This window comes from Faecalibacillus intestinalis (genome assembly GCF_015097455.1).
In the GTDB taxonomy this organism is placed as follows: Bacteria; Bacillota_I; Bacilli_A; order Erysipelotrichales; family Coprobacillaceae; genus Faecalibacillus; species Faecalibacillus intestinalis.
Genome location: NZ_AP024085.1, coordinates 130,752 through 148,492 on the forward strand (window position 1 = coordinate 130,752; position 17,741 = coordinate 148,492).

General features: G+C 27.8%; 19 protein-coding genes. 16 read left to right on the forward strand and 3 right to left on the reverse strand.

What is annotated here, in order from left to right; translation table 11 throughout:
* Positions 1-139: 139 nt before the first annotated feature.
* The 5 genes from Fi14EGH31_RS00715 (at position 140) to Fi14EGH31_RS00735 (ending at position 4,426) form a co-directional block, all read left to right on the forward strand.
* A complete protein-coding gene (locus Fi14EGH31_RS00715; RefSeq protein ID WP_022002374.1) occupies positions 140-808 on the forward strand; it encodes a response regulator transcription factor in 669 nt (222 codons plus the stop codon).
* Complete coding sequence (locus Fi14EGH31_RS00720; protein ID WP_117788574.1) at positions 801-2,369, forward strand: sensor histidine kinase; 1,569 nt, start codon at positions 801-803, stop codon at positions 2,367-2,369. Before Fi14EGH31_RS00715 ends, Fi14EGH31_RS00720 begins: the two co-directional genes overlap by 8 nt.
* Positions 2,370-2,460: 91 nt before the next feature.
* Positions 2,461-2,943, forward strand: coding sequence for an RNA polymerase sigma factor (locus tag Fi14EGH31_RS00725; RefSeq protein ID WP_117347655.1), 483 nt, complete (start codon positions 2,461-2,463; stop codon positions 2,941-2,943).
* Entirely contained in the window at positions 2,933-3,565 is a 633-nt protein-coding gene (locus tag Fi14EGH31_RS00730; protein WP_117347654.1) for a hypothetical protein, read from the forward strand. Before Fi14EGH31_RS00725 ends, Fi14EGH31_RS00730 begins: the two co-directional genes overlap by 11 nt.
* A gap of 150 nt (positions 3,566-3,715) precedes the next feature.
* Positions 3,716-4,426, forward strand: a complete 711-nt coding sequence (locus tag Fi14EGH31_RS00735; protein ID WP_117788573.1) for a hypothetical protein — start codon at positions 3,716-3,718, stop codon at positions 4,424-4,426.
* Here the strand turns inward: Fi14EGH31_RS00735 and Fi14EGH31_RS00740 are convergent.
* Both Fi14EGH31_RS00740 and Fi14EGH31_RS00745 read right to left on the reverse strand, forming a co-directional pair.
* Positions 4,418-4,897 carry an ion transporter gene (locus tag Fi14EGH31_RS00740; RefSeq protein ID WP_200765356.1) on the reverse strand — a complete coding sequence of 160 codons (480 nt, stop codon included), beginning with the start codon at positions 4,895-4,897 and terminating at the stop codon, positions 4,418-4,420. The genes Fi14EGH31_RS00735 and Fi14EGH31_RS00740 overlap by 9 nt on opposite strands.
* Positions 4,898-4,933: 36 nt before the next feature.
* Entirely contained in the window at positions 4,934-5,128 is a 195-nt protein-coding gene (locus Fi14EGH31_RS00745; RefSeq protein WP_200765031.1) for a hypothetical protein, read from the reverse strand.
* A gap of 106 nt (positions 5,129-5,234) precedes the next feature.
* On the opposite strand from Fi14EGH31_RS00745, the gene Fi14EGH31_RS00750 reads away from it, so the two are divergent.
* The 3 genes from Fi14EGH31_RS00750 (at position 5,235) to Fi14EGH31_RS00760 (ending at position 10,732) form a co-directional block, all read left to right on the forward strand.
* Complete coding sequence (locus Fi14EGH31_RS00750; RefSeq protein ID WP_117575534.1) at positions 5,235-6,053, forward strand: Cof-type HAD-IIB family hydrolase; 819 nt, start codon at positions 5,235-5,237, stop codon at positions 6,051-6,053.
* A 64-nt stretch (positions 6,054-6,117) separates the two neighbouring features.
* The gene (locus tag Fi14EGH31_RS00755; protein WP_200765032.1) at positions 6,118-7,542 is read left to right on the forward strand and encodes an SWIM zinc finger family protein; all 1,425 of its coding nucleotides are present in this window, start codon (positions 6,118-6,120) and stop codon (positions 7,540-7,542) included.
* Positions 7,526-10,732, forward strand: a complete 3,207-nt coding sequence (locus Fi14EGH31_RS00760; protein ID WP_396132926.1) for an SNF2-related protein — start codon at positions 7,526-7,528, stop codon at positions 10,730-10,732. Before Fi14EGH31_RS00755 ends, Fi14EGH31_RS00760 begins: the two co-directional genes overlap by 17 nt.
* Before the next feature lie 19 nt (positions 10,733-10,751).
* Here the strand turns inward: Fi14EGH31_RS00760 and Fi14EGH31_RS00765 are convergent, their stop codons facing one another.
* Positions 10,752-11,375: a DUF5052 family protein gene (locus Fi14EGH31_RS00765; protein WP_117851262.1), complete on the reverse strand. Its 624-nt coding sequence runs from the start codon at positions 11,373-11,375 to the stop codon at positions 10,752-10,754.
* An 83-nt stretch (positions 11,376-11,458) separates the two neighbouring features.
* On the opposite strand from Fi14EGH31_RS00765, the gene Fi14EGH31_RS00770 reads away from it, so the two are divergent.
* From Fi14EGH31_RS00770 to Fi14EGH31_RS00805, 8 genes are all read left to right on the forward strand, one after another.
* Positions 11,459-12,346, forward strand: a complete 888-nt coding sequence (locus tag Fi14EGH31_RS00770) for a LysR family transcriptional regulator (protein ID WP_117832661.1) — start codon at positions 11,459-11,461, stop codon at positions 12,344-12,346.
* Between the two features lie 83 nt (positions 12,347-12,429).
* A complete protein-coding gene (locus tag Fi14EGH31_RS00775) occupies positions 12,430-12,981 on the forward strand; it encodes a flavodoxin family protein (protein ID WP_195947465.1) in 552 nt (183 codons plus the stop codon).
* Positions 12,974-13,486, forward strand: a complete 513-nt coding sequence (locus Fi14EGH31_RS00780; RefSeq protein WP_195947464.1) for a flavodoxin — start codon at positions 12,974-12,976, stop codon at positions 13,484-13,486. The genes Fi14EGH31_RS00775 and Fi14EGH31_RS00780 overlap by 8 nt, the downstream gene beginning before the upstream one ends.
* A gap of 1 nt (position 13,487) precedes the next feature.
* The gene (locus Fi14EGH31_RS00785) at positions 13,488-14,234 is read left to right on the forward strand and encodes a carboxymuconolactone decarboxylase family protein (RefSeq protein ID WP_195947462.1); all 747 of its coding nucleotides are present in this window, start codon (positions 13,488-13,490) and stop codon (positions 14,232-14,234) included.
* A complete protein-coding gene (locus tag Fi14EGH31_RS00790; protein WP_195947460.1) occupies positions 14,234-15,070 on the forward strand; it encodes an SDR family oxidoreductase in 837 nt (278 codons plus the stop codon). The genes Fi14EGH31_RS00785 and Fi14EGH31_RS00790 overlap by 1 nt, the downstream gene beginning before the upstream one ends.
* A gap of 1 nt (position 15,071) precedes the next feature.
* Positions 15,072-16,253, forward strand: coding sequence for an iron-containing alcohol dehydrogenase (locus Fi14EGH31_RS00795; RefSeq protein WP_195947458.1), 1,182 nt, complete (start codon positions 15,072-15,074; stop codon positions 16,251-16,253).
* Positions 16,254-16,305: 52 nt separating this feature from the next.
* A complete protein-coding gene (locus tag Fi14EGH31_RS00800; RefSeq protein ID WP_195947456.1) occupies positions 16,306-16,566 on the forward strand; it encodes an RDAC family protein in 261 nt (86 codons plus the stop codon).
* Positions 16,567-16,617: 51 nt separating this feature from the next.
* Positions 16,618-17,664, forward strand: coding sequence for a MerR family transcriptional regulator (locus tag Fi14EGH31_RS00805; protein ID WP_117788561.1), 1,047 nt, complete (start codon positions 16,618-16,620; stop codon positions 17,662-17,664).
* Positions 17,665-17,741: the final 77 nt, after the last annotated feature.

The window sequence follows — 17,741 nt, forward strand, 5'->3', positions numbered from 1 at the left end:
TACTGTTTCTTTTTTATATGAAATATGATGGAATAGAGTTGAATCTTTAAGATATCATAATATAAAATTAAATTATTAAAGAACTTACACAAAGATTACAAATGAAGAAAGTATATTAAAGATGAAGGGAGGTATTGTTATGAAGATACTACTTGCTGAAGATCATGATAATTTAAGAGAAATAATAGAAGATTATTTGGTTGTTCATGGGTATGTTGTGGAAAGTTTTGATAATGGAGAAGATGCTTACTATAGCTTTTTAACTGAAAGTTATGATCTTGTTTTATTGGATGTGATGATGCCTAAGATGGATGGTTTTACATTATGTAAAAAGATACGTGAAAAAGAAGAAATACCAATTCTTTTTATTACGGCTAAGGTACAAGAAGTTGATCAGTTAAAAGGATATGAATTAGGTTGTGATGATTATATTATTAAACCTTTTTCATTACCGGTATTACTTGCTAAATGTAATGCAATCATGAATAGAAAACATTATCAATTTTTAGAAAGAGGAGTTTTAAAATTAAATACAAGAGAAAAACAAGCTTATCTAAATAATAAGAATTTAAATTTAAAAATAATAGATTATAAAATATTAGAATATTTTATAAAAAATCCCAATATGATCTTATCTAGAGAACAAATCTTATTGAAAGTATGGGGATTTGATTATACGGGACAAGAAAGAAGTGTTGATACACATATTAAAATATTAAGAAAAGCCTTGGGACCTTATCAAAAGGGAATAAAGACAGTGATTAAACAAGGTTATTGTTTTGAAACGAAGGTGTTTGAAAATGGTTGATTTTTTAGGAGCGCTAAGTATTGTTTTATTATTAGGCATGTTTTATCTTGCCTTTAAAAATAAGAAATTTAAAAGATTTTTATTAATTGAAAGTGTGTTAATTATTGTTTTTATTATAGGTAGGCAGATGTACACGAGTAATCTTAATACAATGGATACTGTTATGTGGTCACTAGCAAGTGATGTTACGAATCAAATGATAACGCAAAGTGATAAAAATATTGAAAATAATATGCATGATATACTATCTACTATTTATGATGGTAATGGGTTTGATATTAAACAAAATATAGCTTTTGAATATAAAGTAAAAAATAAATATGAATTTAATAATAAAAACTTTATTATCTTTTTTAAAGATAGTACAAATGAAAAATATACTTTTTTTAATCTAGAAAATTCTTTTAATAAAAGAGAGATCAATAATTTATTAGACTTTTATAATCAAAATCAAGTTGGTTGTACTATAAAAAAGATGAGTTTTCATTCAAAAGATAATCAATACGTCATAGATCAAATTATCTTTTATGATGAAAATAGTCATACGACTTATAAACTTGGTAACTCACAAGGAACAATGAATTATTATTCATGGTATAAATATAAAAATAAAAAAGCAAGTGATCAAAATAGACTTGGTGATTTTGAATTAATGTTTTTTAATTCAAAGCAAACACTAGAAAAGAATCCAAAAGAAAAAGATATTAAAGTAGAACAAGAAACATGTGATATTTCTTCTGATAAGTCAAAGATATATGTTCATTATGTAAATAAAGAAAATAATATAAAACTTAATATGTTTATTGATACATCCAATATTGTTTTAGATAGTTTAAAAGATAGATTTATTTTAATGTTTAGTTTTGTACAAATTATTCTAGCATGTATTTATTTTATATATACGTATCTTGAAAATGAAAGAGAAGAATTAAATAAAACAAGAAACTTATTTATTAATGCAATGGCCCATGAAATGAAGACACCAAACGCAGTTATTTTAAATAGTTCAGAAATGTTGATAGAGAATGTTAATCCTGAAAAACAACATAAATACTTAAAAATGATCGAAGATGAATCTAAGCATATGAATAATCTTTTAAATCAAATGTTGATATATACAAGAACGACAAATTCTTATCAATTACATAAACAAAATCATAATCTTTCGACAATGTTTGAAGAAGTATTAAAACATTATGATTTAGAATCAAAAATCATTACAATTGATATTGATTCTAAAATCAATATTTCATGTGATCAACAATTGATGATGATTGTCTTTGACAATCTTATCAACAATGCTTTTAAATATGCAAATCAAAAAATAAGTATTGTTTATAAACAAGAAAAAATAATTATAAGTAACGATGGATCAAAAATAGAAAATAAAGATATTAATCATATATTTGAACCTCTCTATAAAGCGGATGTATCAAGAAATGATACCAATTCTACAGGAATGGGATTAGCGATTGTTAGAAATATTTTAGATTTACACAACTATACTTGTAAAGTTGTACAGGATGAAGAAGTTCATTTTATCATAGAAATGAATAGGTAATGAAAAGTTTATGTAGAAATACATAGACTTTTTGTTACCTTTTTTCTATATAAAACGTATTATAAGTGAAAGAGCTCTTGAGGAGGCAGTTATGAAGATAGATACAGAACAAGTGATTGAAACATATAAAGATCGTATTTTTGCGATAGGATTAACGATGTTAAAAAATCCTGATGATGCTGAGGATGTTGTTCAAGAAACTTTTCTTAAATATCATACATATAAAAAAGGTTTTGAATCAAAGAAACATATAGAATCTTGGTTATATAAAGTAGCAATTAATAAAGCTAAAGATATTCAAAGAAAGTTTTGGAAAAGAAAACAAGTATCTATGGAAGATTATATGGCAACGATTCCATTTGATAAATCACAGGATGAAGAATTATTTCAAGCAGTGATGGCTTTGCCATCAAAGTATAGTATTGTGATTCACTTATATTATTATGAAGATTATTCAATTAAAGAAATTGCTCAACAATTAAAACTCAATGAAGGGAATGTTAAAGTAAGACTTTCTAGAGCAAGACAAATATTAAAAGAACAACTTAAGGAGAACTGGAACAATGAAGAATAAAGAAGCCTATAAACAAGCATTTAAACATGTACATTATCAAAAAGAAATTAACTTAAATCAAAGAAAAATTCCAAAACCTTTACTTACTCTTGCAACATCATTAATTGTCTTATTATCTACATTTACTGTTGCTTATGCCTTTGATGTAGGGGGGATACAAAGTAAATTAGAAGTCTGGTTCCATGGTGAAAAAAGAAGTGTTCAATATGAAAAAGTACAAGATAACGCTTATCATTTTTATACAACTGATAAAAATGGAGATGTCATTGATATGGGAGTTCATATTGGTTTAAAAGGGACACCTTTTGGAATTCAAACGATGAACGGGGATGAAATAGCAAATAGTTTAAATGATGACAGTGAAATTGTTTATGATGAAAAAGAAGATAAGTATATATTCTATTATCAAGATAAAGCGGTTGATATAACAAAGATGTTTGATAAAGAAAAGGAATGCTATTTAGTAATCAATAATGGTGAAAAAGATATTTATTTTGTGATTAGTTATAAAGATAAAATAGATGAGGATAGCACTATATCACAGTATAGTGATGAAAATGCCGCAGTTACACAGGGTGTAACGGTCAAAGATATCAAAGATCGATTTATTAGAATTAAGTAAAAATGGAGGATTTTCCTCCATTTTTTATAACCATTGAAATAGGTAAACTGGATAATTTAATAAGATAGATATTAGTATTAGAAATAAAATTAAAAATATTAATTTTATTATTTTAATGTTGTGGTATAATGATTTAAAGGAGTGATCATTATGGAATTACTATTTGTATTTGCAATGCTTCTCATTATTCTTTATTACTTTTATAAGAAAAAACCTAAAAATCATTATCCTGTCGTTCAATATCAAGATCATAAAAAACATGTATTAAATTATAAAAAAATACAAACAACGAATACACCTGTTCAAGACTTACAATATGTTTATTATTTATTATCATTGATTGATGAACTACCACAAGATAAATCAATCCTTATCTATTTATTATTAAAAAAATGGAATGAGCAAAAGGATATTTCTTTAGAAGAAAAAGACTATGAGCTAAGTATTCATTTTCTTAAAACATATACAAATAATAGAGTAGAAGATCAATTATTCCAAATGTTATATATTCTTTCTATTGATCAAATTGTTGATGATAAAACATTACGTATTTGGGTAGAAAATGATTTTGAAAAAATAATAAAATGGGAAAATGAATACTTAAAAGATATGCAAAATAAACTAAGACAAGAACATCGTTTTGTAGATGATTGTTATAGTTTAGATATTTATGAAGATTTAAAGAAATTATTAGGTTATAAAAAGTATTTAGATAGTTATAAAGAAATTGAAACAGAAGATGAGATGAAGTACGCATTGTTGTTTGGTTTAAAAGAATGCCCTTATCCAATGTATTCATGTTTTGTTATGCAAAGTATCGAAGCTGACCATGGTGTATCGAGAGGATCAGGATTATACTGATCCTATTTCTTTCATATAGCCTGCAGTAATAATACCAGCAGGTAATGCTACGATAGCAATGCCCATGAAAGAAGAAACCATGGTAATCATTCTGCCTAATGTTGTTACTGGATAGATGTCTCCATAACCTACAGTAGTAAGAGAAATCGTTGCCCAATAGATAGCATCAAAGAAAGTATGGAAGCTATCAGGTTCAACGTTGGAAATGACTAAAGCACAGGCAATAATATAGCCTATTGCTAGATAAAGAACAGTAATTAAGGCATCTTTTGAATTTTTTCCAACCTGTATAATAATTTGAATATTTTTAGAATAACGAAAACTTTTAAATATACGTAGTACTCTAAATGTTCGAATAAGACGAATTGTTTTTAATGCTTTGAATCCTTTATTTAAAAGGCTGATAGATGGTAGGATTGAAAGTAAATCAATAATAGCTATAAATGAAAATGGATATTTTATGTAAGAAATAAAGCGAGGATCATCATATTTTAAATCAGCTGTAGTCTATCTTAATAAATAATCAATAATAAAAATTATAACTGTAATTAAATCAAGTGTTGTAAATAACTTTGTTTCTTGTTTAAAAGCAAGTGGAATAATGCTTATAAATATGATAAACATCATCACTAAATCATATACATGACTTGCTTTATCGTCTTCTTTAGAAACTTCTATTATTTCGTAAATACGTTTTTTCATGTTATCACCCTCATTAAAGATACATAGGTAGAATTAATTTCATATTATGAAATTAATGTGGAAGAGATATTTAATTAGATACAATAATAAATAAAGGAGGCTCTTTATGTATAAAATTATAGCGTGTGATTTAGATGAAACTTTATTAAGTGATGATCGTTCAATTTCTAAAGAAAATATCGAAGCAATTCAAAAAGCCAAAGAATTAGGTGTTAAGTTTGTTCCTGCTACAGGAAGAGGATACAATACGGTTGATGGAACTTTAAAAGAATTAGGTCTTTATGACTTAGAAAATGAATATGTAATTTCTTATAACGGCGGAGCCATTAGCGAAAATAAAGGAAGTAAACTGCTTCATTTTGAAGGGATTACCTTTGAAAAAGCAAGTGAGCTTTATAAACGAGGTTTAAACTATGATGTATGTATTCATGTTTACACAAAAGATATGGTTTATGCTTATAAGTTTGTTCAAGAAGAAATTAACTATTTAGCGGGAAGAATGGAAGTTAAAGAAATCTTTGATGATCATATTGATTTTTTAAAGGGACAAGAAATTGTTAAAGTGTTGTATATGAATACAGATTATGGTTATTTGAAAAAGATTGAAGATGATTTAAAGGATATTACAGGGGATTTGGATGTCAGTTATTCATCTAATCGTTATATTGAATTTAATCATCAAGGTGTTAATAAAGGACAAGGTTTAAAGAAACTTGCGGATATCTTAGGTGTAGATATTAAAGAGACGATTGCTATTGGTGATAACTTTAATGATTTATCAATGATTAAAGTTGCAGGACTTGGTGTTGGGGTACAAAACACCGTTGAAGATATGAAGAAAGAATGTGATGTGATTACCAAGGCGACAAATAATGAAAATGCTGTGGCGGAAGTAATTAGTAAATATATTTTAGGCACAAATTAAAGTTTGTGCTTTTTTAATAGTGATCTATTTTGTATAATTGAATAAATACGAAAAGAGGAAGAGTATGAGTTCATTTTTTACAGATACAATATTAGAAAGAGGAAAAAAATATTTTGAACAAAACAGAGTTTTTTCTATTAATCAAAAAGATGATAAAACATATACAGGAATTGTTTTAGGAAGTGAAGCTTATCATACTAAAATTACTTTAGATGAACATTATAATGTGATGTCTGCAACGTGTGATTGCCCCTATGCTAAAGATGGTCATCATTGTAAACATGAGGCAGCACTTTATTTTGCGATTGAAGAAAGACTTCCTAAGGATGAACAACAATATATCGATATTAATGCTTTATTAAAAAGAGTTCGTGCAAGATCACGTAGTAGTTATATGTTAAAACGTGAATTTAATGAAGAATTTAAGAAATATTTAAAGAATATTATTCAATTAAATAAGCAAGGAAATTTTCATATTTCTAATTATCAACAAGTTATTGAAGAATTTTTAAGTTCTAATTACCCAAAAGATTATCGCCATGAAATACTTAATATTATGTTTCAAGGATACTGTAAGTTGCTTACTAATGAACATAATAAAGAATTAACAGTGCAACGGCTTAAAGAAAATATGAAATATCAAAGATATGAAAATGCATTTAGTCATATTATGTCTGTTGTTTATTTATTAGATGTTGAAGATCAAATAGCTATTATTAAAGAAATGCTTTTAAATAAAAGAAATCCAGCTTTATTAAATACATATTTTAAAATAATTAATGATCATCATTTGGATATAAAAAAATACTTAGATGAGATCCAAATTTATAATAACAATGAAGATTATATTATGGAAATGATACGCTATTATATGAATAATCAACAAATAGGACATGCTAAGCAATACTATAAAGAACATATACAAAATATTAGAACAAAAGAAACAAAAGCAAAATTAGAATCCTTACTCAATCCAGAAAATGAAGATGCGTATTTAAATTATTTATGTTCAAAATTAAGCTATTATAATTGTTCAGAAGTTCCTATTTATTATGATGATTTAAAAGAGTTTTATGGAAATAAATTTGAAAATTACTTGATTGATTTTATAAATAAAGTAGATGATTATTATAGTGATTATGAATTAGCGATAATGTTTAAACGAAAACAAGAAGCAAAATATGCTATTTATATCTTACTACAAAAACCAAATATGAATTTTTTTGATCCACTAAAAGGAATGATAAAAGAATACAGTTTAGAAATGTATTTAATGGTATATGTTGAATGCTTAAAAGATTATATAAATCAAGGAATAAGAAATTATTATTTAAGAGATTATATTTATGACTTATTTCATGAGTTAGATGAAATGTCTAAACTAGAGTTAGTAGATTTGTTGAAAAAAGAATATCCAAGAAAAAAGAAACTACATGAAATGTTAGATGCATGTTTAAAGGAAGGTGATGAAATTGAAATTCAATATTAATTCAAATGTTGTAAAAAGTAAAAATAACTTAGAAATTGCTAGAAAATATCATCACTATGATAATGTAGAAAGCATACATGTTACAGCTAATGAAGATGTTTATCATATAGATGCTGTCGTTTCAGTATTTAATCATCCTCAAAAATGTTCATTAGATATTAAAGATAATCAAGTTATTTCTTATGAATGTTCATGTCCATTTAATGATCAAGATTCAATGTGTGGTCATTTAGGTGCAGTAATTTTAAAACTTAATGAATTAGAAATCAATGAACTCCCTTTTGATTATCAAAGTGATAAATTACAAAAAATCAAAGAAATAGAAAAGGAAAATCAAAGACAAAGAAGAAAAGCACAATTAAGACAAATGGCTTCTATGTCTACAAAGCTTATTGATTTTAATAAAAGCCAATATCAAACAGACTTACGCCTTTCAATTAATCAAGAAAAATATGATTTAACACCGAATGTTTATCTAAATGGAGATGAAATAGTACTCGAGTATAAAATTGGAAATGAAAAGAAATATGTATTAAAAAATATTGCTGATTTTATAGATAGAATTCAAAATCAAGAAAACCATAAATATGGAAAAGCTTTAGAATTTGTCCACAGTGAAAAAAGCTTTACAGATGATGCTTTAAAACAAATTGATTTAATGAAAAAAGCACTGATCATTCGTCGCTATGATATGGAAGAATATCCTTACTATTATGAACCTATTAAACGAAGTATAACAATAGATCCTCGTTTATTTGATGAATTCTATGATGCGAATAAAGAAATCTTTTCTTTAGGTGAGATTGAATGTAATTTACGTTTATATATTTTAAAAGAAGATGATTATTATATTGTTCGAGTAAATGTAGATGAACCTATTTATATCGGTGGTAAACATGGCTATCGTTATGGAATGAATAATGGTAAGTTTTATATGGATCGCATGATTTTTGATGAAGAAGGGAATGTTTGTCGTTTTTTAAGTAGCATTATGGATAATGAAGGACAATTGATTATTTTAGAGGAACAATATCAAGACTTCTATAAATATGTTTTGTTACCAATTCTTTCTTATTTTGAAGTGTTTGATGAAACTTCAAATGATATACCGACTTATGATGAAATTAAAATCTATGGGGATATTGATGATGATCAAATGATTTATTTTCAACCAGTTTATGTAGATGAAAATCAAAATCGTGTTTATGGTTTTAATGACAATATTATTACAACCTATCAACAAGATATCGTTGAAAAATATATTGAACAATATGCTTCATCAATAGATCAAAATAAGCATCGTGCTTATTTTGATACCAATAGTCAAACAACCTATGAATTTATCTTTGAAGGATTAGATTATTTAAAACAATATGGAGATGTTTATGTATCAGAAGCATTGAAAAGAGTAGGTAAGAAGATTTCTTATAACTTACATGTAGGGGTTAGTGTTGAAAACAATCTTTTAAAATTTGATATTTCGTCTCATGAAATACCAAAGAAAGAATTACAAGATGTCTTAAATCAATATCGTCGTAAAAAGAAATTCTATCGTTTAAAAAATGGCGAACTGCTTTATTTAGATTCACCTGATTTAGAAGAATTAAGTGAATTTATGGATGCTTATCATGTTGATGTTAAAGATATTGATAATGGTGAGTTTTCAATGAATAAACAGAGAATGCTCGCAATTGATGAAGAAAATGATTTTGAATATGTAGAACTTGATCGTGAAGAATCCTTTGTAGAAACACTAGATAGATTTAAATCAGCAACGCAAAAAGAGTATCCAGTACCTCAAAATTATGAAAAAATCTTAAGAGATTATCAAAAAGAAGGATATGTATGGCTTCATACGTTAAAATATTATGGTTTTAATGGTATTCTTGCTGATGATATGGGGTTAGGTAAAACATTACAAATTATCACTTTATTAGATTCATTAGAAACTAATAGACCGAGTCTTGTTGTATGTCCATCTTCACTTATTTATAACTGGGAAGATGAAGTGCATAAGTTTTCTAAACAGTTATCAGTCACATGTATTACAGGTAATGGTGCTTTAAGAAAAGAATTAATTAAAGAGATTAAACAAGGTTTATATGTAACTTCTTATGATTATATGAGAAGAGATTTTGAATTGTATCAAGATATTGAATTTGAATATGTAATCTTAGATGAAGCACAATATATTAAAAATCAAAAAACAAAGAATGCACAATCGGTTAAAACTTTAAAAACAAGATGTAAACTTGCTTTAACAGGAACACCAATTGAAAATAGTTTAGCAGAATTATGGTCTATTTTTGATTTCTTAATGCCACAATACTTATTCAATTACCATTATTTCCAAAAACAATATGAATCAAGTATTGTTAAAAATAATGACGAAGAAAAAACAAAACAGCTTAAAAAACTAGTAACACCATTTATCTTAAGAAGAAATAAAAAAGAAGTATTAAAAGAATTACCAGATAAAATAGAACAAAATATGATTCTTCCATTTAGTGATGAAGAAGAAAAAATCTATGTTGCAAATCTTGCTAAAGTCAATGAAGAACTTCAACAACTTTATGACATAGAAGGTTCAGATAAGATGCAAATTTTAAAAATGCTTACAAGACTAAGACAATTATGTCTAGAACCACGTCTTGTTTATGATAATATCGATCAACCATCATCGAAGCTTAAAGCCTGTATGGAACTTATTAAAACAATGCAAGAAAATAAACAAAAAGTACTTCTCTTTTCTTCATTTACTTCCGCTTTGGATTTAATTGCTGAGGAATGTCAAAAAGCTGGTATTACATATTACATGCTTACAGGAAGTACAAATAAGGAAGAAAGAAGAGAACTTGTTTCAAGATTCCAAAAAGATGATACAACATTATTCTTAATTTCTTTAAAAGCAGGAGGTACAGGTCTTAACTTAACATCGGCTGAAAATGTTATTCATTATGACCCATGGTGGAATGTATCGGCGCAAAACCAAGCAACAGATCGTGCTTATCGTATTGGTCAAAAGAGTAATGTTCAAGTATTTAATCTTGTGATGAAAGATAGTGTAGAAGAAAAGATTATTGAAATGCAAAAACGTAAAAAAGAATTAGCGGATATGTTTGTAGAAAATAATAGTGGTGGATTATCACAAATGTCTAAAGAAGATATCTTAAGTTTATTTACAATGTAAAAGACGGCAATGCCGTCTTTTAGTTTAACAAAGCTGTATCAATGATTTGATAATTTGCACGATGAATATAAAGAGCTTTACCATCAATCATAAGCTTTGTCATTTTAGGTAACTTTTTAGGAACTGACCAATAAACTTCATCTCCTGAATAAGCTGTAATTGGTTGACCTAATTGAGACTTAATAACAACAACTCTTGATTTACCAAAGTAGTTTTTATACTTATTAATAATATTAGCGATATATGTATTATTTGAAAGTTTTCCATTATCATTACTTTCTATGTCTTCTTGAGTAAAATCAACATTTGGTTCTAATCCTTTTTGAGTAAAGATACATGTATCTCCACAAGATTCAATTTCTTGACCATCAATGGTAATGGTAATAACTGAAGATAATTCATATCCTGTAATAATACTTCCATCACTATCATAAGAAGTTGTTTCTACAGGATTACCTTGAATATTTATTTTATCTCCTGTTGTTGTCATAACTCTTTTTCCATAGTTATCAAAAGTATCAATGGTATAACCATTACCAACAAGGTTTCCTTTAATATCGTTGATCTTTGATTCAAACATGGCACATCCTGTTAAGCTTATAAGCATTATACAAGATAGTAATACTGTGATTATTTTTTTCATATTTCCACTCCTTTTCTAAATTATAACAAATTTTTGTGCAGAGAACTTAAAAATACAGTAAAATATAAAAAGAGGTGAAATCCATGTTACTTAAACAAATGAAATATTTTATCACAGTTGTTGATTTACATAGTTTTACAGAAGCAGCTGAACAATGTTTTATTTCACAATCAGCTATTTCCCAACAAATCAAAGCTCTAGAAAAGGAATTAGGGGTACGTTTATTTGAAAGAAGTAAAAGACAATTTTCTTTAACAGCGGCAGGAGAATATTTTTATCGTCATGGAAAAGTACTTCTTGATGAAATTGAAGATTTTAAAGAAGAAACAATTCGTCGAGGAGAAGATCAGGAATTAAACCTAACAATTGGTTATCCTAAAAACTTTAGTACTAATGAATTATTAGAAACAATTGTTGAATTTAAAAGAATTTATCCAGAAGTTAATATTTCAGTAGTCAGTGGTACACATGAGGAATTGTTTGAATTATTAGTTGATCATCGTATTGATATGAAAATAAGTGAACAAAGAAGAACGTTTAATAAAGATTATTATAATGAAAACTTAAAAGAAAGTGTTTCTTTTATTGAAATCTCAACACTTTCTCCTTTATCTAAAAAAGAAGTTATTAGTGCTGATGATTTAAAGAATATGTCTTGTATTATCGTTGTTTCTAAAGAGAGAGAAGATTCAGAAAGAGAATTTTATGAAAAGTCACTAAATCTTTCACATCGTTTTCTTTATGCGGATTCTTTGGAACAAGCACGTTTAATGGTAGCTAGCCAAAGAGGTTATTTACCAATTGATCAAATCGGTCATTTAGATAAGCCTATGTCAGGAATTGAAAGAATTGAATTATCTTATAAAGGCAAGCCTATTCAAAGAAATTATTTTGCTTGTTGGTCTAAAGATAAAACCAATTATTATATAGAAGAATTTGTAAAGATGTATAAAGAAATATTAAATAAGTAAAACTTATAAAGATGATTAGGAATTGAAATTGTTTCAATTCCTTCTTTTTTTTATCATATAAGTGGAAAAAGGAGTGAGTAATTATGGCACAAGTTCTTGTTTTAATGAGTAGTCCAAGAAAGCATGGGAATACAGATCGATTAGCGAATGCTTTTATTAAAGGTGTAGAAGAAAATGGATATAGCACAGAAAAGATTTATGTCAATTATCAAAATATTAAACCTTGTTTAGGATGTAATATTTGTCAAAAGACAAATCAATGTGTACAAAAAGATGACATGCAAGAAATTTATGAAAAGATGTTAGAAGCAAAAGTCATTGTCTTTGCTTCACCGGTTTATTTTTATACATTTAATGCTTCAATGAAGTTATTAATTGATCGTACATTTGTGATTGAAAAAACAATTCATGACAAAGATTTCTATCTACTTACAACAGGATTAGCTCCTGAAGAAAGTTATTTTAGAATCATCAAAGATACTTTCCAAAAATATATTGATTGTTTAAGAGTTGGTGGTAATCGTTTTGTAGATTCTATTTTAGGTTTCCAAACAGGGAATAAAGATGATATTGAAAAAACAGATTCAATAGAAAAAGTATATAACATAGCAAAGGAGATAAAAATCAATGAGTAAAAGTTTAATTGTTTATTTTTCGCATAATAAAGAAAATTATTTCTCGGGAAATATTGTTAATTTAGAAAAAGGGAATGTACAAGTCATTGCTGAAACATTATCTACAATGATTGATGCAGATATTTATCAAATCAAAGAAGTGGATGCTTATCCATTTGATTATCATGAATGTACAAAGCGTGCAAGTGATGAACTTAAAAATAATGCCCGTCCACAAATATTAGATCCATTAGAAAGTATTGATGAATACGATACAATTTATTTAGGTTATCCAAACTGGTGGTCAACAATGCCAACGATTGTTATGACATTTTTAGAAAGTTATGACTTTACCAATAAGCATATCTATCCGATTTGTAGCCATGAAGGAAGTGGTATGGGAAGAAGTGAAAGTGATTTAAAGAAACTTTGTCCAAATAGTATCCTTCATAAAGGCTTAAGTATTCATGGAAGTCATGTTGATGGATGTAGACAACAATTAGAAAGAGGATTAGGAGAAAAATAAAATGACAGATAACGCTAAAAATTATCATGAAAAAATGTTTCCAGGGTATGTTTCAGATTTTTTAAGAACAGATCCTGAATTTATTGAAGCTTTTGATAACTTCGCATTTGATGAAGTTGTAAATCAAGATGATTTAGATGATAAAACTAGATTTATTTCAATTCTTGCAGTTTTATTAGGATGCCAAGGAATTGACGAATTTAAAGGAATGTTGAAAGCAGCATATAATTTTGGAGTAACTCCAGTAGAAATGAAAGAAATTGTTTATCAAGCTGTTGCTTATTTAGGAATTGGGAGAGTTTTTCCTTTCTTAAAAGCTGTGAATAGTTTTATTGAAGAGACTTTAGGTTTAAAACTTCCATTAGAAAATCAAAATGATCCTAATACCAATCGTTTAGAAAAAGGAGAGCAAGCACAAGTAGCAATCTTTGGTGAAGAAATGAGGGGATATGCGACAAGTGGTGATCCTAAAACAATGTATATTCGTAAATGGTTAACAGATAACTGTTTTGGAGATTACTATACAAGAGGTGGACTTGATTATAAACAAAGAGAAATGATTACTTTCTGTTTCTTATATGCACAAGGTGGATGCAAGCCACAAGCCATTGCCCATGCCAAAGCGAATATAAGATTAGGAAATGATGAAGCATTTTTAATTAAAGTCGTTTCACAAAATGTTCCTTTTGTAGGATATCCAAGAAGTTTAAATGCCATTGATTGTATAGAAAAGGCAGGTAAAGAATAATGAAAGAAGTTATGATTGTTGTTGGTGCTGGTCAAATCAGTATGGCGATTGCTAGAAGAATGGGTGCTGGTAAGAAAATTATTCTAGGTGATAAAAATATTGAAAACGCTAAAAATATTCAAAAGACAATGGTGGATGCAGGATTTGATGTTGAAGTTATAGAAATGGATTTATCAAGTAGACAAGATATTTTAAAAATGATTGATATGGCTAAAAATTATGGACCCATTAAAATGCTTGTCAATGGCGCTGGGGTTTCACCTTCTCAAGCACCAATCGAAGCTATTTTAAAAGTTGATCTTTATGGAACAGCTGTTTTATTAGAAGAAGTAGGAAAAGTTATTGAAGAAGGTGGCGTTGGTGTGACAATTTCTAGTCAATCAGGTTTCCGTATGAAACAACTTACAGCTTTAGAAGATGAACAACTTGCTTGTACACCAACTGAAGAATTATTAGACTTAGAAATCTTACAACCAGAAAATATTAAAGATACATTACATGCTTATCAATTAGCAAAAAGATGTAATGAAAAACGTGTAATGGCTGAATCTGTTAAATGGGGACAACGTGGTGCAAGAATCAACGCTATTGCCCCAGGTATTATTGTAACACCGCTTGCTATTGATGAATTTAATGGACCAAGGGGAGATTTTTATAAAAATATGTTTGCTAAATGTCCAGCAGGTAGACCAGGAACTGCGGATGAAGTTGCAAATGTAGCTGAATTATTAATGAGTGATAAAGGAGCATTTATTACTGGATCTACTTTCTTAATGGATGGTGGCGCAACATCTTCTTATTACTATGGGCCTTTAAAACCAGAAGGAGGAAAATAAAATGAACGATTTTCAATTTCAAAACACAACAAAAGTTTATTTTGGTAAAGACCAATTAGGTCATTTACATGAAGAAGTATTAAAATATGGTAAAAGTGTACTTGTTGTTTATGGAGGAGGTTCAATTAAAAAAATAGGACTTTATGACAAAGTTATAAAAGAACTTAAAAAGAATAATATTGAAGTTTATGAACTTGCAGGCGTTGAACCAAATCCAAGACATACAACAGTTAATAAAGGAGCAAAAATTTGTAAAGATAATCATGTTACATCCATTCTTGGTATTGGTGGTGGTTCAACAATCGATGCCTCTAAAGCCATTGCGGCTTTAACACTTGCTGATACAGATAATATTTGGGATTTAGTAGAAAAGAAAGTAGCGTGGAATAATGCCTTACCCGTACTAGCAATGCCTACAATTGCTTCAACAGGAAGTGAAATGGATAAATCATGTGTGATTGCTAATGTAGAAAAAGGTGTTAAATGTGGAATCAATGGAGATATCTTAAGACCTAAAGCAGCTTTCCTTGATCCAACAAATACATTTAGTGTTTCAGCTAAACAAACAGCATGTGGGGGATTTGATATTATGGCTCACTTATTTGATATGAACTATTTTGTTAATAGCGATAAATACCCATTACAATTCAATGTTGTTCAAACATTATTAAGAACAGTTCGCCAACAATTACCAATTGCTGTTGAAGAACCAGAAAACTATTCAGCTAGAGCAACAATGTTATGGGCTGCTTCATGGGCTTTAAATAGTTTTTGTACATCAGGATACAAAACACAAGCTCAACTTCATGCGCTTGAACAATTCTCATCAACTTATGATATGACTCATGGTTTAGCTCTTGCTATCATTACCCCTAAATGGATGACTTATTTATTAAACAAAGATGAAACTGTTGTTGAAGATTTTGCTCGTTTTGGTTTAAATGTGATGGGTATTCAAGATCAAGGTGATGACATGGCTAATGCAAAAGCAGGAATTGAAGCTTTACAAAACTTTATTAAAGATGAACTTCATTTACCTACATCATTAAGTGAAGTAGGAATTAATGATGAAAAATTTGATGAGTTGAAAGTAAAAGCTTGCTATGGTCAAGATGCATTACCTAGAGCTTATCGATCATTAAGTCAAAAAGATTGTTTGAATATTTATAAAATGTGTTTATAAAGGAAGATTCGTTCTTCCTTTTTGTTTATAATAAAGTAAAGGAGAGATGACTATGAATAATGTTGTTAATTTTAAAATGATTCTCGAAATCAATCAATTACTTAAACAAAATAATATAGAATATTCGATTCATGGTGTTGGTGGATGTACATGTTGTGGTTTAGAACTTAGACAAGAAGGGAAAAGTTATCCTACAGATAAGATTTTAGAAGTTATTAATGGCTATTTAAAAAATCATTGGATTTATGTTCAAGAAAATAAATATCAACCAGGATTTCTTACAATTCATTCAAAATTTGATAAAAACCCTTGACTATAAAGCCACTCTATAGTGTTAGATGAAGTTAAGGAAGGGGTGTTATATATGAAAACACACGAATTAGAAAAGGAATTAGGAATTTCAAAACATACAATCTTCTATTATGAAAAAGAAGGAATCGTTACACCACAAAGAGATGATAATGGTTATCGTAGTTATAGCCAAGATGATTTACAAAAACTCATCATGGTAAAGTTCTTACGTAATTTAAATATTTCGATTGATGATGTAAAAGCAATCTTAAACAATGAACTTGATTTTAAAGAATGTTTAGAAATCAATCAGATTCATTTAGAAAAACAAATTAAAAGCTTAGAAGAAGTTCAAGAAAATATCGAAATGTATGTAAGAAAAGATCTACCAATGTTACCTGCATTACAACAAATCCAAAGAGAAGCTAAGAATTATAAATTAGGTTATCAAAAAACAACGGATACCGTATCTCTTGGAAGAAGACTTACAAAGAAACTTGCATTAAGAAAATTCTTATATAAGATTCCTGCCGCAATCACCCCATCGTTTATTATGTGGATTTGTGCAGCTTCCTTTTTTGATGAAAACCTTGAAAAGACAACAGCTTTAATCATTATCTTTATTTTATTAATGATTCTTTTTATAAATATCTTTGTTGCGACAGAATTTCAATTTTCACAAATATGGTTAAAAATGCCATTAGATCAAACAATGAATCAATCAGTAGAATTTTTAAGTGATGGGATTCGTTATTATCAATTTCATGGATATCTTAATAATTTGAAATATTACTACGGTGTTTTATTTAATAAAGCAGAAAAATATATGCAATCTTATAAGTATGAAGATATTCAAAGTGTTGAATTGATTTTAAATCATCGTTATGAAAGTTATGGAACACCAATTGCGAAAGATTGGTATGTTCTTGATTATCGTTTTGAATTTAAAGATGGAAATCATTTCTATTTTTATTGGCCGATTACATTGGATGATGATTCTCGTTTTATTGGAACCATCTTAGATGAAAAGGTAGAAAATATTATTGATAAAGATCATGTCATTGATGCTTTAAAAAATGGTATCCATTTAAATGACTATGTAAGAGGGACTGAAGAATAATTCAGTCTTTTTATAAAAAAGGTATTATTTTTATAAAAAACCTTGACTATAAAGTTACTCTATAGTGTTAGATGAAG

Excerpts from the sequence above, each read along its gene's own strand:
- Fi14EGH31_RS00725 (WP_117347655.1), top strand. The coding sequence starts at position 2,461 with ATGAAGATAGATACAGAACAAGTGATTGAAACATATAAAGATCGTATT.
- Fi14EGH31_RS00745 (WP_200765031.1), bottom strand. The coding sequence starts at position 5,128 with ATGAAAAAACGTATTTACGAAATAATAGAAGTTTCTAAAGAAGACGAT.
- Fi14EGH31_RS00770 (WP_117832661.1), top strand. The coding sequence starts at position 11,459 with ATGTTACTTAAACAAATGAAATATTTTATCACAGTTGTTGATTTACAT.
- Fi14EGH31_RS00795 (WP_195947458.1), top strand. The coding sequence starts at position 15,072 with ATGAACGATTTTCAATTTCAAAACACAACAAAAGTTTATTTTGGTAAA.
- Fi14EGH31_RS00780 (WP_195947464.1), top strand. The coding sequence starts at position 12,974 with ATGAGTAAAAGTTTAATTGTTTATTTTTCGCATAATAAAGAAAATTAT.
- Fi14EGH31_RS00765 (WP_117851262.1), bottom strand. The coding sequence starts at position 11,375 with ATGAAAAAAATAATCACAGTATTACTATCTTGTATAATGCTTATAAGC.
- Fi14EGH31_RS00720 (WP_117788574.1), top strand. The coding sequence starts at position 801 with ATGGTTGATTTTTTAGGAGCGCTAAGTATTGTTTTATTATTAGGCATG.
- Fi14EGH31_RS00730 (WP_117347654.1), top strand. The coding sequence starts at position 2,933 with ATGAAGAATAAAGAAGCCTATAAACAAGCATTTAAACATGTACATTAT.
- Fi14EGH31_RS00805 (WP_117788561.1), top strand. The coding sequence starts at position 16,618 with ATGAAAACACACGAATTAGAAAAGGAATTAGGAATTTCAAAACATACA.
- Fi14EGH31_RS00715 (WP_022002374.1), top strand. The coding sequence starts at position 140 with ATGAAGATACTACTTGCTGAAGATCATGATAATTTAAGAGAAATAATA.
- Fi14EGH31_RS00735 (WP_117788573.1), top strand. The coding sequence starts at position 3,716 with ATGGAATTACTATTTGTATTTGCAATGCTTCTCATTATTCTTTATTAC.
- Fi14EGH31_RS00775 (WP_195947465.1), top strand. The coding sequence starts at position 12,430 with ATGGCACAAGTTCTTGTTTTAATGAGTAGTCCAAGAAAGCATGGGAAT.
- Fi14EGH31_RS00755 (WP_200765032.1), top strand. The coding sequence starts at position 6,118 with ATGAGTTCATTTTTTACAGATACAATATTAGAAAGAGGAAAAAAATAT.
- Fi14EGH31_RS00785 (WP_195947462.1), top strand. The coding sequence starts at position 13,488 with ATGACAGATAACGCTAAAAATTATCATGAAAAAATGTTTCCAGGGTAT.
- Fi14EGH31_RS00750 (WP_117575534.1), top strand. The coding sequence starts at position 5,235 with ATGTATAAAATTATAGCGTGTGATTTAGATGAAACTTTATTAAGTGAT.
- Fi14EGH31_RS00800 (WP_195947456.1), top strand. The coding sequence starts at position 16,306 with ATGAATAATGTTGTTAATTTTAAAATGATTCTCGAAATCAATCAATTA.
- Fi14EGH31_RS00790 (WP_195947460.1), top strand. The coding sequence starts at position 14,234 with ATGAAAGAAGTTATGATTGTTGTTGGTGCTGGTCAAATCAGTATGGCG.